We start from the raw sequence: 13,439 nt of genomic DNA, 5'->3' as shown, positions 1-13,439 counted from the left end.
GGCGTCCCTACCCACCGCCTCTGCCGACCAAGGTGTGGATCAACCAGCCACTCGCGACACCCCAGACCGACGCTTCACCACAAACCACGCAAGTAGCCTGATGTCTCAGCCGGTTTGACAGCTTCCGAAGGCCAGGAACGCGACCGCTACATCGTCGCATCCGTGTGATGACGCCTACGGCCCCGGGCGCGGCCTGCGGACTGTGCCCAACCTCCCGCGCCCCGACACCCCCTGGCAGAACTCAATCGAGCGGGGCAGCCAGCGCCTGCGAGCGGCCGAAATGACCGGCGGAATCATCTGTGCCGTGGACTGTCGGGTCTGCTTCTGAGGCCAGCCCGGTTGGATCGGATACTCCCACACCGAGCCGCCGTATCCCCGCTTCGGGCCGGCCCGCGCTGGGCGTCCGCGATGCACCTCACACGCTGCCGGTCCGGTTGTCGTCCAGTACGAGGCGGGCCAGTTCCGTACGGGAGGCGAGGCCCAGTTTCCGGTAGGTGTTGGACAAGTGGTACCCGACGGTCCGCGAGCTCAGGAACAGGCGCGCGGCGATGTCCTGGTTGGACAGGCCGGTCGCCGCCAGGCGTGCGATCTGCTGCTCGCGCGGGGTGAGCTCGGCAAGCGGATCGGGCGCCGGCGTGGCACGGCTTTCGCCGGTGGCGCGCAGTTCGGCTCGGGCTCGGTCGGCCCAGGGGTGGGCGGCCAGGCGTTCGAATGTTTCCGAAGCGGAACGCAGCGGAGCGCGGGCGTCGGCGCGCCGTTGTGCTCTGCGCAGCCATTCGCCATAGAGGAGCTCGGTGCGGGCGCGTTCGAATGGTGCCGCGTCACGTTCCCGGTGGAGACGGAGGGCGCGCAGGTAGTGCGGTTCGGCGTCGTCGTCGAGCAGCGCCGCGCAGCGTGCCGCGATGGCCTCGGCCCACGGGCGGCCGAGCGGGATCGCCCAGTTCAGGTACCACTGGAACGGTTCGCGCGCCTCCTGCGGGCGGCCGGCGCGGACGGCGGCCTCGACGACGTCGGACAGGCCCGCGCGGGCGTCCATGCGGTGCAGGCCGGCAGCGATCACGGGCAGCCGGTCCAGGACGGCGTCGGGGCGGCCCTGCGCCAGATCGATCAGGTTCCTCGCGCGGGTCGCCTGAAGGGACGGGTGAGGGACGTCCTCGGCCTCGGCCAGCAGTGCGTGGCACAGCCGCGCGTCCCCTTCGATCGCCGCGAGCTGCGCCAGGACGATCGCCGGTCCGCCCGCCAGGCGCGGCTGCCCGGTGTCGCGGGCCAGGCGCAGCCCCTCGCCCGCGGTGGTGAGCGCCTCGGCGTGCCGCCCGAAGTGCAGGTGCGCGATTGCGGTCAGCGCCAGCACTTCGGGCAGGACGCCGATCGCCCCCGACAGCCGGCAATCCCGTTCCAGATCGGCCGCCAGCGCCTGGGCCGTGGCGAAGTCGCCGAGCAGCACGTGCCACCAGACGACCATGGCACGGTGGCGCGGCGGTCCGTCACGCTCGACGGTGGCGACCAGGTTCCGCAGCGCCGCGACGCCGTCGGCGGCGGTGCCGCCGACGGCGAGCCGGTCGAACGCGGTCGCGGCCCGGGCCAGGTCGCCGGCCGCTTCCGCGCCGATGAGCCCCAGGAGCCCGGTGCGGTGCGCGGCGTCGGCGACGGCGGCCAGATCCCCGGCCGACCAGGCCCGCTCGACCGCGTTGAACAGCAGGCGGCCCGCGGTCTGCGGATCCCGTTCGGCGACGGTGCCCGCCGCGTGGATCAGCCGCCGGTGCGCCTGCCGGCCGTCGCTGCTGTCCAGCAGCGCGTCCAGCCCGGCGACCTCGGCGGACAGGGCCGGGCCGGTGAGGTGCACGGCGGCCTCCTCCAGCAGAGACGCCGCGCGCCGGAGCCGGCCGGCGTCGGCGGCGGCCCGCGCGGCGGCGGCCAGCCGGAGGCCGCGACGGGACCGGTCCGGGGTCAGCGCGGCGGCGCGTTCGTAGGTGCGGGCCACCGCGAGGTACCCCCCGCGGCGTCGTGCCTCCTCGGCGCTGTGTTCCAGCGCGGCGGCGACGTCCTCGTCCGGCCCGGTACTGGCCGCCGCCAGGTGCCATGCCCGTCGCCCCGGTTCGTGGTGGCGGATCAGGGCCTCCGCCAGCGCCCGGTGCACCGCCAGCCGTCGCGCGGCGTCGGCCTGCTGGTAGACGGTGGCCTGGATGAGGGGATGCCGGAACGTCAGCCGTTCCCCGGCCAGCCGCACGAGGTCCGCGCGCTCGGCAGGGACGAGATCCTCGACGGACGCGCCGAGCCAGGCCGCCGCGTCCAGGACGACGGACAGCATGCCGGTGTCGGCCGCTGCAGCGACCAGCAGGACGGTCTGGGTGCGGGCAGGGAGGGCGGCGATCCGTTCGGCGAACGCCCGCTGCACGCGGTTGACCGCCGGCGGGGCGGCAGCATCGTAGATGAGGCCCGTGCCGCGTACCGCCGGCAGTTCTCGCAGGGCCAGCGGGTTGCCCCGGGCCTCCCGCAGGATCTCCGCGCGGGCCTGCGGGGGCAGAGCGGGGTCCAGCTCGCCGAGCAGCTGGGCAGACGCCCGATCATCGAGTCCGCCGACAGGCAGGTCGGCGAGTCCGGGGGATGCGAACTCCGGCGCGTGCGGTTCCCGTACGGCGAACACCATCGCGACCCGGTCGGCCTCCAGCCGGCGGGCCGCGAACAGCAGTGCCTCGGCGGAGGCCGGGTCGAGCCAGTGGGCGTCGTCGACCAGGCACAGGACCGGCTGCTCGTCGGCCAGTCCGCTCAGCAGGGTCAGCACGGCCAGGCCGACCAAGAGGCCGTCGCCCGTACCGTCACTGACAGCGTCCCTTGCGCTGCCCTCCGCGGCGCCGCTCAGCCCGAACGCCCGGCTGAGCGCCCGTCCTTGCCTCGGGGGAAGCGCGTCGATGCGGTGAACGATCGTCCGCAGCAGCAGGTGCAGCCCCGCGTACGGCAGCCCGGACTCGTACGGGCTGCCGTACGCGCGAAGAATCCACAGGTCCTCGGTGGTCGCGAGGTGATCGAGCAGCGTGGTCTTGCCGATGCCCGCCTCTCCCCGCAGGACCAGCCCGCCGCCCCGTCCGGACCTGGCGGCACGCAGGAGCCCCTCCAGTTTCGCCAGTTCCCTTGTTCTTCCGAGGAGCACGCACCGACACTATCGGGGCTTTCGTCCTGGTCGAGCAGGCACCTCTGGGTACCGGCGGCCTGGGTGGGCGCGGCAGGCGCTCAGGGGCGGGGGATCCGCCGGTGGGCCGCTGAGACGGCCGCCGGGTAGCGGGGGTCGGGACGCAGGGCGTGCTCGCGCATGCAGGCTTCGGTGAACTTGATGACGTGCTCATCCCCGTGCTCGGCGGCCCGGGCGGACAGCTCGTGGAACGGGACGGTCTCCTCGCGGCGGGCCAGCGAGACCGCCGCCTCCTCACCGGTCCGGGGCACGGCGAAGGTGGTGAGCAGGGCAGCGTGCATCTTCCACAGCTCGGCCACCGAGGGCAGATGGAACTCGGCGGGCAGAAGGGGCAGCACGAGCCGGACGGCGGCGGGCGCGGTGACAGCGTGCAGCAGTACCGGTGCCGGACGAAAGTCGTGGTGCGTCAGGAACACCCCGGCGAAGCCGGCCGTCATCTCGCTCAGCAGCCATTGGGCGTCGGCGGCGTGGAGCCGGAGCAGCGCCTCGTCGTAGCCGGGGACCTCGTTCATCCTGCCCCACGCGTCCTGGAACTCGGCTAGGCTCTCCAGCCCTTCCAGCCCACCGCGGGGCAGGGCCGCGACCGCGTCCTGGAAGTCTCCGCCACCGCTGAACGGGACCCTGCCCGGCAGCGGCACGAAGCGTCCGGCCCAGTAGGCCAGGCCGCGTGCCAGCTCGTTGAGCTGGAGCGGCGAGGGCTCGTCCACCGCCGCCAGGCCGCGAACCGCGTGCGCGGTGCGGATCACCCCGTGCGTCATCCCCGCGAACAGCCCCGGCATCAACCGCGGCCACCAGCGCGTCAGGACCTCACGCCACGGTTCGCCGTCGAGAGCGGCGCGGAACAGCCGCTCCCAGTCGCCGACCCGCTCGAAGTCGCCCAGGGCTGACCGCCACGACGCCTCCTCGTCCGGATCGATCGGGTTGCGCGCGGCGGGCGGATCGTAGTGCAGCCGGGCGCTGCGATAGGTATCGACCCAGCCGTTCACCTCGTCGAGGTGTCCCATGACGGCCAGCGCCTCGGCGCCCATCGGGCCGTGGTTGGCGAGCTCACCCTGGCCGCGCTCGTAGCCAAGGTCGTCGAGACGCTCCAGCGCCTCGTTCAAGGTGTCGTCGTATCGGGGCACGGGGCCACCGCCTTTCCGTCGTCTTCGCCCCCTGACGCTAGGCGGGCGGAGACGGCGGCCGCCTCTGTCGAATGACCAGGTTCAGGCGAACGTCCGCGGCCCCGTCGCGTGACCGATTCGGGGTCGGGGGCAGGTTCCTAACGTTCGCGGCATGGAAGAAATGAGGGCGGGCCGCCGCCAGTGGTGGGGGCTGGCGGTGCTGGCGTTGCCGACCCTGTTGCTGTCGATCAACAACTCGGTGCTGCATCTGGCGCTGCCGGCGTTGAGCGCCGACCTGGCCCCCAGCGGCCCCCAGCAGTTGTGGATCATGGATGTGTACGGGTTCCTGATGGCCGGCCTGCTGGTCCCGATGGCCGCGCTGGGCGACCGGCTGGGCCGCCGCCGGATCCTGCTGTGGGGCGCCGCCGCGTTCGGCGCCGCCTCAGTCCTGGCCGCCTGGTCCGGCACTCCTGAACTGCTGATCGCGGCGAGGGCGTTGATGGGCGTGGCGGGCGCCACGCTGATGCCCTCGACGTTGGCACTGCTGCGGACGATGTTCCCGGTCCCCGCCCAGCGCACCGTGGCGATGCCGGTATGGGTGAGTTGCTTCATGTCCGGCAGCGTGGTCGGGCCTGTGGTGGGCGGGCTGCTGCTGGAGGTGTCGTGGTGGGGTTCGGTGTTCCTGCTCAACGTCCCCCTCATGATGGTCCTGCTGGGCGCGGGCCCGTTCTTGCTGCCCGAACAGCGCGTCCCCGGCGCGCGGCGCCCCGACCTGGGCAGCGCGGCGCTGGCGCTGACGGCCGTGCTGGTGATCGTCTACGGTGCCAAGAACACCGCCGCGGGTGACGCCGCGGGAGTCTTGGCCATCGCCGTCGGGCTGGGGCTGGGAGCGGTGTTCGTACGGCGTCAGCGGCGTATGACCGCACCGATGCTGGACCTGGAGTTGCTGGGAGAGCGGGCATTCGTCACAGCGCTGGCCACGATGGCGCTGACGGTGTTCACCGTCGCGGGCACCACGTTCCTGATCTACCAGTACCTGCAGGGTGTGCTGGGCCTGTCGCCGTTGCGGGCGGGTCTGTGGCTGCTGCCGGCGGCCCTGGCCGGGATCGCGATGTCGACGTTCACCCCTGCCTGGCTGCGCAGACTCCGTCCGGCCCGCGTCCTGGGCACGGGCCTGCTCCTGGCCGCCGCAGGCTGTGCGATCATGATCGGGGCCGACGGTCCCTCTGGTGCGTTCGTGCTGGGAGCCGGCACCGTTCTGCTGCGGGTCGGGCTGACACCGGTGATAGTGATCAGCTCCGACACCATCGTCGGCGCCGCCCCGCCCGAACGGGCGGGCGCCGCCTCGGCGCTCCAAGAGACCGCGGGAGAACTCGGAATGGCCCTCGGAGTCGCCATACTGGGCAGCCTGGGCACCTACCTCTACCGCGACGGGGTGTATCCCGCCATCCCCTACGACGCCCCGGCGGCACTGACCGACACGGTCCTGGGCGGCATCGCCGGCGCCGCCACCCTGGCCGCGCACCTGCCCGGTCCCGACGGCGAGCGCCTCCTGCACGTCGCACGCGAGGCGTGGACCCACGCCCTGCACATCAACGCCGCCCTCAGCGCCGCCCTCTTCCTGGGCATCGCCGCCTTCCACGCCCTCCGTTCCCGCCCGTCCACCGCACGCGATCAGGATTTCTGACGCGCGTACGGTCGAAACCGCCTGGACTCGGCCCTGTTGAGGCGGGCAGGCCGGCATCCGGAGCGGGCCTGCCACGCTCAGTCTGATCGTCGCGGGTAGTCGACATACCGCTCAGCGTCCTGCGCCAGGGTACGCACGTTTGGACGACGGCTTGCGGCCAGACGCTCTCGATGGCCTGCGGCAGTCCCTTCAGGCCGTCGCAGACCACCATCAGCGCATCGGCGCCGCCGCGGTTCTTGATCTCGGCCAGCACGTGCAGCCAGAACTTGGCGCCCTCGCCACCGTCGCCGGCCCACAGGCCGAGGATGTCGCGCTCGCCGTCCACGGTGACCGCCAGCGCCACGTAGATGGGCCGGTTGGCGACCTGGCCCTCGCAGCCTCACATGGGTGGACTTTCTGTCTGAGGCGGCGGCCGAGCGGACGGGCTTCACCGGCTCCCCGACGATCCTGATCGACGGCGCGACCCGCTCGCCGAGCCCGGCGCCGCCCCGTCGCTGTCCTGCCGGCTCTACCACACCCGGACGGCCCGGCGCAGCCGACCTGGACCAGCTCCGGCAGGCCCTCCGAGTAGCCGCCGACACGCGCACCGGGCGATAGCCGGGATCACTGTAGGGGAAAGCCCACGGCCAAGCGCGCGCCATCCGTAGAACACCCCCAACCCCGAGCCACTCACTGCAGCTGGTTGGAACCGTCCCGTGAGATGCGAGGGAAGCTGCCCCGCAGGTCAGACCAGCTATGGGAACCTCCGCGGCCCGTTTCTCGCGTATTCCGGCCGACCCCCCTGTACGGGTCAGCGTCCGCCGCTCCACCGGCAGGAAGTCGACCAGGAACGCCGTCTCGTTCGCGACCGTCGCCGGGCGCCCCGTCTCGGCGACGCCCTGCTCCCACCGCCCCGCCGGGGTCTGCTTCAGCGTGCTGTGCACCTCGCCGTGGTAGACCATCACCGCCAGCGCCAGCCACTTGTTCAACTCGGCCAACGTCAGCACTGCGCTCGCCTGGCTGTCGTAGTCGCCGCGCTCGGCGGGATTGGAGAAGGTGGTGCCCGGCAGGTCGTGCACCATCTTCATCATCGTCCCGATGAGCCGCTCGATGATCCCGCCGAAATGCGGCGCCCCCAGCGGTCGGTAGGACTGCTTAATCCCGTGCTGGTCACAGCCCCGCCGCAGCGCCTCGCTCTTGAACTCGGCGGCGTTGTCGGTGAAGACCTCGCGCGGCTTACCCGACATCGGCCAGGCCCCGCTCACCCCGAGCCGCTCCAGCCACGGTCGCTTGTCGCAGGCCATGTGCGCCAGGCACAACCCCACCGACAACGCTGATGGCGCCTCCAGCGTCACTACCAGGCCCACCACACTCCGGGACGCCACGTCGATCGCGGCTGTGACGTACGGGCGGCCGATCGGCAGCCGATGCCGTTCATCCACGATCTCCAGATCCACCACCGTGTGGTCGATCTGCACCTGCTCCAGTAGCCCCTCGATCACCGGCGCCTCCCCACCCGCCGACCGCAACGCCCGGGCCGCGTCCGCGCCTTGCCGAGCCGTCACCGAAGCCACGGGATCAAGCTGCCCGATCCGCCGCTCAAGCGTTCCCCGCGACGGCGCCGGCAGCCCCCGGATACGGCACTGCCGGACTACCTCCGTGTAGACCGCCGTGACCGTGCGACGCTGCTTGGTCAAATACCGCGAACGGATCACCTCCAGCAGCAGCGCCTCGACCTCCTCGGGAATACGGCCTCGGCCCCGACCGCCGCTCGACCGGCGCCGAAGCAGATCAGAGGCCACTCCCGACCCCGCCCGCCACCGCTTCAGCAGCCCATAGACCTGACGGCGCGATATCCCCAGCTCCGCCGCCGCCTCATCCGCTTCCGGGATCCGAACCCGCGGCTCCCGCGCCAACCGGCCGATCACCTCGGCCCGCCGGACAGCCGCCAACCACTCCTCCGCCGAAGCCGTCAGCACACCCAGCTCCGCCACACCCGCCACGCCGTCGACCATGCCGACCTCACCGTGCAGTGAACACGAGTAAGACAAGAACCGACGGTAGTGCACAGGACTACAGAAATCAGAAGTTCCCGAAGACCTCTGCAATCAGCCCATAACCCCAGCTCGCCAGTGAACACGACTACGGGAATCGACACGGAGGCGATGTTTCATAGGTATTCGCTTATGAAACAACGGCGGCACCAGCCGGCAGGCATGTCCACGCCGGCCGATGGCCGGCTGAAGGCGTGTCGAGTCGCTGCTGATCACCACAAGGCCGTGAGGGGTGAGTCTGCGGAACGATGACATGGCCCTGATCAAGGGACATCGCGGCCGGCACATCCGGTACGGCTTCGCCCTGCAGCTCGTGACCATCCGCTACCTGGGATGCTTCCTGGCCGACCCGCTGGAGGTGCCGAACAAAGTCCTGGACGTCGTCGCCGGCCAGTTGGGGATCGGCGAACGCTGCGGGCGAGCCTGGGAACGCGACCACGCCGGCCGCGAGCCCAGGCGAGGATCGATCGGCCTATCGCCCGCTGGACGCGCCGACGACCAGCGGCAGCGACACTGACGTGCCGGCCAGGTCGACGGTGACCTTGGTCCCGGTGCCGGGTTCGGCGTCGGTGAGGTCGTCGTTGGTTCCGGTCAGGATCAGGCCCAGCCGGTGTCCGGCCTTGAACTCGTAGTCCTGCGGCAGCATCTTCCAAGTGATCTCGTAGAGCTTGCCCGGTGTCAGCGGTGCCGGCCGGCTCAGCGATCTGTGGTTCTGCGCGTCCAGGATGCCTCGGGTGACTACCTGGAAGCCGGAGGTCACCGTGTTGTCGGCGGCCCTGCGGTAGCAGCCGTCGTCATCGGCCGTGCCCTTGCCGATGCAGTCCTTGCCGTCCACGAGCTTGAGGCCCTGCCCGCCGGCCGGGTCGACGCCGTGGATGCGGGTGTCGGTGCCGTAGTCGACGAGCAGGACGCCCAGGTTGGCGGTCGGTTTGTCCAGCTTGAGGCGCAGGCTCACCGACGGTGTCCCGGACAGACGCGTCGCCTCTTTCAGCGGCGGGGTCAGGAAGGCCAGCCGGTCAGGGCTGGCGGTGCCGGGGTTGCCGGCCATCGCGGCTTCGGTCCGCAGGGTGTCGAGGTAGCTGCCGGTGCCGGTCGAGGGCCTGCGGCCCAGTGAGCCGTCCTGCTGCGGTCTGAGGGTTGTCGTCCGCGTCGGCGCCGGCCAGTCGGCCTGGGTGATCCAGCGGTCCGGGCCGAGCTGCACGTCGGCGCGCGGCTGCCGCATGATGTTGTTGGAGACGCCCATCAGTTCGTGGTCGAACCACTGGTGCAAGGTGCTGACCCACACGTCGCGGCGGGCCCAGAACGGGTCGAGGTGCCCGTACTGGGTCACCCAGACTTTGCGCTCCACCCGGCGGGGCAGCTTGGACCACCACTGGGAGAACTGGTCGGCCATCACGTTGCGGTCGTGCGTCCCCACTACCGGGAAGACACTGGCGCGCACGTCGCGGACGTTCGAGATCGGTCCCGTGCGGTAGTCGCGTTCGTGCCAGTAGGCGTTGTAGTTGCCGGTGTCGTCGTCCGAGCCTTCGTTCATGCGCTGGTGCACCGCCGCGCATTTCTCGTCCGGGTCCTCGTCGACCATTTTGGCCAGCCATTCCTGGCCGCCCTTGAAGTCGGTGAGGGTGCCGTTGGCGCGCCACATGTCGTACCAGCTGCTGGGCGCGGCGAGCGGCACGATGGTCTCCAGCCCGCGCACCCCGGTGCCGGCGACGCCGATGGCGAGGGATCCTTCGTAGGAGTGGCCGATCATCCCGGTACGCCCGGTGGTCCAGGTGGCTTCGACCGGGTTGCCGTTGTCGTCGTAGGCGATCGCCCGGCCGTTCAGCCAGTCGATGACCGCCTTGCCGCCCAGCACGTCCGACGCGCCGCCGGTGGTCGGGCAGCCGTCGGACAACCTGGTGCCGGCCATGTCGACGGACACGAACGCGTACCCGCGCGGCACGAAGTAGTTGTCGTAGAACAGCGGGAACTTCGTCACGTTCCCGGCCGCGTCGTAGGTCTTGTGATCCAGCTCGAAGCCGGCACCCGGCTGGTCGTAATACGGGCTTTCGTGCATGATGACCGGGACCTTGAGCCCGGAACCGGACTCCTTCGGCCGGATGATGTCCACCCGGACCAGGTCCTTGTCGCCATCGCCGTCACTGTCGGCCGGCGACTGCACCCGGACGTGCTCACGGATTGCGTCCTCGTAGGAGAAGACAGGCTGCGTGACCCCGCCACTGATCTCGATCGCGGGCTTCACCGCCGCCGATGCGGCGGGAGCACTCGCGAGCACGGTCGTGAGCACGGTTGCGAGCGCGGTGGTGGCGAGGAGCGCTCGCCGTTGGACGTTTGACATGTGCATTCCTGTTGAGCTGTGCGGAACGAGCTGTCGCTCCGTGGGCCGAGGTGTTCTCAAGCCGAGTCGAGGGCTTCGGTGATCTTGCGGTTCATGTCGGCGACGGTGGGGCTGGGCCGGTCCTGGTGGGCGCGGGCGGCTGCTTCGACGGCGACGATGACAGCGCGGCGGAAGTTGTCGGCCTCCGCCGGGTCCTGCTGCTTGAGCAGGCTCATGGCTGTGGTCAGGGCGGGCAGCACCTGGTCGGCGATTGCGGCGACGGTCTTGCCATTCAGGTTGATGTCCCTGGTCTTTGCGGCGAGTACGTGCCCGACCAGGCCGGTCGCGGAGGCCAGGGCGATGGAACCCTCGGTGGCGGCCTGGTGCGGCTTGCCGGCGGCATCGGCGGCCGACATCAGCGAGACGGCGCCGTAAGCGGCGGTACGCAGGGTGGTCTTGTCCTGCTCGGTAAGGGCGATGGACATGGTGACTCCTTCGAAGCGGGGTGGAGATGCGCGCAAACGGTTGCGGATGTGGCGGGGCTGGTGTTAGTCGTCGATGGCCTGGTAGAGCGTGGTCCAGAAGTCGTTCATCAGGTGGGCCGGGTTCGGGACGGAGTAGCCGACCTGGGTGAGCAGGATGCCGGTGAGCTGGTTGACCGGGTCGGCGTAGGCGGAGGTGCCGGCGCCGCCGTCCCAGCCGAACTGGCCGATGGGCGCGTAGTCGCCGCGGTAGGTGCGCACCGCCATTCCGTAGCCCCAGCCGCCCTGCTGGCCCTGGCCGAAGGAGATGTGGACGTTGTTGACGGCCAGGGCGGTGCGGGCGGCGTTCTGCTCGGGCGACAGGCGGTTGGTGGTCATCAGCTCGACGGCGGGCCGGGACAGGATGCGCCTGCCCTGGTGGGTGCCGCCGTTGAGCAGCATCCGGAAGTAGGCGTGGTAGTCATCAGCGGTGGAGACCAGCCCGCCGCCGCCGCCCTGGAACGCCGGCGCTTCGCTCCACCGTCCGCCCTTGGCCTCGTCCCAGACGAGGAACTCGCCGCTGGCCGGGTCGGGGGCGTACAGGTCCGGCAACCGGTCGAGCTGGTCGGCGGGCACGTGGAAGCCCGTGTCCTTCATGCCGAGGGGCTCGAAGATCCGCTCGCGCAGGAAGTCCTCGAACGACTGACCGGTGACCCGGGAGACGAGCACGCCGACGAGGTCGCTGCTGATCTGGTACTGCCACTGCTCGCCGGGCTGGTGCATCAGCGGCAGCTCGCCCAGGCGGCGCATCCACTCGTCCTGCTCGGGCACCTCCACCGGCAGGTTCGGCGTCAGTCCCCGCTCGAAGATCGCGTTCAGGATCGGGGTGCCCAGCGCCGTCATGTCCATGCCGAGGCCGAACGTGGAGGCGAGCACGTCCCGCACGGTGATCGGCCGACGGGCCGGCACGGTGTCGTCCAGCTCGGCGTCGATGCGCCTGAGCACCTGGCGGTTCGCCAGTTCGGGCAGCCACGCATCCACCACGTCGTCCAGCCGCAACCGGCACTCATCCAGCAGCACCATCGCCGCCGCGATCGTGACCGGCTTGGACGTGGAAGCCATCCGGAAGATCGTGTCGCGGCGCATCGGCGCGCCACCGTCATGGCGCATCGTGCCGATCGCTTCCACGTGCGTACGGCCGCCGCGGCTGACCAGAGCGACGAGTCCGGGGATCTTCCCGGAATCGACATGCCGCGTCAGCACCTCACGCAGCCTGCGCAGCCCCGTCGCGGTGAAGTCGCTGTGTCCCATGATGAGTCTCCTCTACAGAATTGTTCTGATCTTGCTGAGCCCGTTCGTGGCCTGAGGATTCTCAGGCGCTGGGCCGTTCATGACGTCCACGATCGCCGGTCGCTCTGATACCGGCCTGTTGCCGTCCTGACGCCGCCGCTGACGCCGGTGGGGACCAGGCCTTCATGGTTGCCATCGGTCACGGCGGCCAACGTGCGGCGAAGCTGGGCGCGTAGTCCTTCAGCCTGACGAGGTGCGTGCGGGCCGTCTCCCGTGTACCGGTTGCGATCACGTCGGGCGCCTGGGCGGGCATGCCCATGAAGAACCGGTCGGCGCCTTCACGTCCTATCTGCTGGTGTTCGGCGACGAAGCCGCGCATCTCCCGCTCGTAGGCGGCAAACGCCGCCGGGTGCTCGCCGCCGGCGACGGCCAGTTCGCCGGCCAGGACGTAGGCGCCGATCAGCGCCTGGGAAGCGCCCAGGCCCGAGATCTGCGCCGCGCAGTAGCCGGCGTCCTCGAGCAGCACCACCCGGCCCGAGGACCAGTGGCACATCTCCACCTGGGCGTTGGCGTCGAAGAAGAAGTCCTGCGCCCTGCTCATCTCCGCCAGCAGGAGCGGGATGGGCCCGCCTTCGCCGGCGAACTGCCCGGCCACGATGCGCTGGTGCTGCGCGACGTCGTCACGGTCGTAGGCCAGCGGTCCGGAGGCGAAGTGCAGCGCCGCGTACGCCTTGGCGTCGTCGCGGATGCCGAGGATGTCGGCCGCCTTGCCCGGCATGCCGGGAAGCCGGTCGGAGCCGGGCAGGCCGAGGTGGCCGGGCAGGCTGAAGGTCGCCGTGTAGATGCCCAGGTGCCGGACGAACCGCTCGCGCGGCCCGAAGGCCAGCGAGCGGGTGTGCGAGTGCAGCCCGTCGGCGCCGGCCACCAGGGCGAAGCGGCGCGGCCGGCCGCGTTCGAAGGTGACCCGCACGCCGGCAGGGTCCTGCTCCACCGAGGCGATCGAGTCGCCGAGGACGTACTCCACCTCCTGGCGGGTGGCCTCGCACAGCAGGCCGATCAGTTCCCCCCTGAGGACCGCCAGGTCGCCGTCACCGCACGCCCCCAGCCGCGTGTTCAACTGCTGAATCCGCTCCAGCAGGGCCATGCGGTCCAGCACGTCCAAAGCCTCGCCGCGCAAGCCCACCACGCCTCCGCTCGCACGCATCCGCGGGGCCCGCTCGACCACGGTGGGGGTGAACCCGTGATGGCGCAGCCAGTACGCCAGAGCGGTCCCGGCGACGCCTGCGCCGGAAATAAGGACGTCCATTACTTGCTCCATCGAACGAACAGTTCGTGCGATCCGAGGATCAAGTACGGTTAGC

At 70.9% G+C, this 13,439-nt stretch carries 8 protein-coding genes and 2 pseudogenes; 2 read left to right on the top strand and 8 right to left on the bottom strand.

Annotated features, from left to right (window positions below):
* Nucleotides 1–415 precede the first annotated feature (415 nt).
* Nucleotides 416–3,148 (bottom strand): AAA family ATPase, encoded by a 2,733-nt coding sequence (locus tag ACBJ32_RS55950; protein ID WP_375133775.1) that lies wholly within the window; start codon nucleotides 3,146–3,148, stop codon nucleotides 416–418.
* An 80-nt stretch (nucleotides 3,149–3,228) separates the two neighbouring features.
* On the bottom strand, nucleotides 3,229–4,311 hold the full coding sequence (locus ACBJ32_RS55945; protein WP_375133774.1) for a hypothetical protein: 1,083 nt from the start codon (nucleotides 4,309–4,311) through the stop codon (nucleotides 3,229–3,231).
* Between the two features lie 151 nt (nucleotides 4,312–4,462).
* On the opposite strand from ACBJ32_RS55945, the gene ACBJ32_RS55940 reads away from it, so the two are divergent.
* Nucleotides 4,463–5,977, top strand: coding sequence for an MFS transporter (locus tag ACBJ32_RS55940; protein WP_375133773.1), 1,515 nt, complete (start codon nucleotides 4,463–4,465; stop codon nucleotides 5,975–5,977).
* Nucleotides 5,978–6,107: 130 nt separating this feature from the next.
* Here ACBJ32_RS55940 and ACBJ32_RS55935 read toward each other — a convergent pair.
* Both ACBJ32_RS55935 and ACBJ32_RS55930 read right to left on the bottom strand, forming a co-directional pair.
* Nucleotides 6,108–6,350: pseudogene (locus tag ACBJ32_RS55935) on the bottom strand (transposase); the annotation flags it as partial.
* A 1,147-nt stretch (nucleotides 6,351–7,497) separates the two neighbouring features.
* Nucleotides 7,498–7,971 (bottom strand): annotated as a pseudogene (locus ACBJ32_RS55930) (helix-turn-helix domain-containing protein); the annotation flags it as partial.
* A gap of 271 nt (nucleotides 7,972–8,242) precedes the next feature.
* Between ACBJ32_RS55930 and ACBJ32_RS55925 the strand changes: the two are divergent.
* Complete coding sequence (locus ACBJ32_RS55925) at nucleotides 8,243–8,527, top strand: DUF4158 domain-containing protein (RefSeq protein WP_375133772.1); 285 nt, start codon at nucleotides 8,243–8,245, stop codon at nucleotides 8,525–8,527.
* On the opposite strand, the gene ACBJ32_RS55920 is transcribed toward ACBJ32_RS55925, so the two are convergent.
* The 4 genes from ACBJ32_RS55920 to ACBJ32_RS55905 all read right to left on the bottom strand — a co-directional run bounded on the left by ACBJ32_RS55920 (nucleotide 8,483) and on the right by ACBJ32_RS55905 (nucleotide 13,384).
* Nucleotides 8,483–10,348 (bottom strand): CocE/NonD family hydrolase, encoded by a 1,866-nt coding sequence (locus ACBJ32_RS55920; RefSeq protein WP_375133771.1) that lies wholly within the window; start codon nucleotides 10,346–10,348, stop codon nucleotides 8,483–8,485. The genes ACBJ32_RS55925 and ACBJ32_RS55920 overlap by 45 nt on opposite strands.
* 56 nt (nucleotides 10,349–10,404) lie before the next feature.
* On the bottom strand, nucleotides 10,405–10,812 hold the full coding sequence (locus tag ACBJ32_RS55915; RefSeq protein ID WP_375133770.1) for a hypothetical protein: 408 nt from the start codon (nucleotides 10,810–10,812) through the stop codon (nucleotides 10,405–10,407).
* Between the two features lie 63 nt (nucleotides 10,813–10,875).
* Nucleotides 10,876–12,099 (bottom strand): serine hydrolase domain-containing protein, encoded by a 1,224-nt coding sequence (locus ACBJ32_RS55910; protein ID WP_375133769.1) that lies wholly within the window; start codon nucleotides 12,097–12,099, stop codon nucleotides 10,876–10,878.
* 178 nt (nucleotides 12,100–12,277) lie between these two features.
* Complete coding sequence (locus tag ACBJ32_RS55905) at nucleotides 12,278–13,384, bottom strand: FAD-dependent oxidoreductase (protein ID WP_375133768.1); 1,107 nt, start codon at nucleotides 13,382–13,384, stop codon at nucleotides 12,278–12,280.
* Nucleotides 13,385–13,439: the final 55 nt, after the last annotated feature.

Origin of the sequence: Nonomuraea sp. GTA35 (genome assembly GCF_041950525.1) — a bacterium.
Lineage (GTDB): Bacteria > Actinomycetota > Actinomycetes > Streptosporangiales > Streptosporangiaceae > Nonomuraea.
Note: the sequence above shows the minus strand (reverse complement) of the source record. Positions and strands in the feature narration are given on the sequence as shown.

What these genes read in the sequence shown, in the direction of transcription:
- ACBJ32_RS55940 (WP_375133773.1), top strand. Translation starts at nt 4,463, where the DNA reads ATGGAAGAAATGAGGGCGGGCCGCCGCCAGTGGTGGGGGCTGGCGGTG.
- ACBJ32_RS55905 (WP_375133768.1), bottom strand. Translation starts at nt 13,384, where the DNA reads ATGGACGTCCTTATTTCCGGCGCAGGCGTCGCCGGGACCGCTCTGGCG.
- ACBJ32_RS55915 (WP_375133770.1), bottom strand. Translation starts at nt 10,812, where the DNA reads ATGTCCATCGCCCTTACCGAGCAGGACAAGACCACCCTGCGTACCGCC.
- ACBJ32_RS55920 (WP_375133771.1), bottom strand. Translation starts at nt 10,348, where the DNA reads ATGTCAAACGTCCAACGGCGAGCGCTCCTCGCCACCACCGCGCTCGCA.
- ACBJ32_RS55910 (WP_375133769.1), bottom strand. Translation starts at nt 12,099, where the DNA reads ATGGGACACAGCGACTTCACCGCGACGGGGCTGCGCAGGCTGCGTGAG.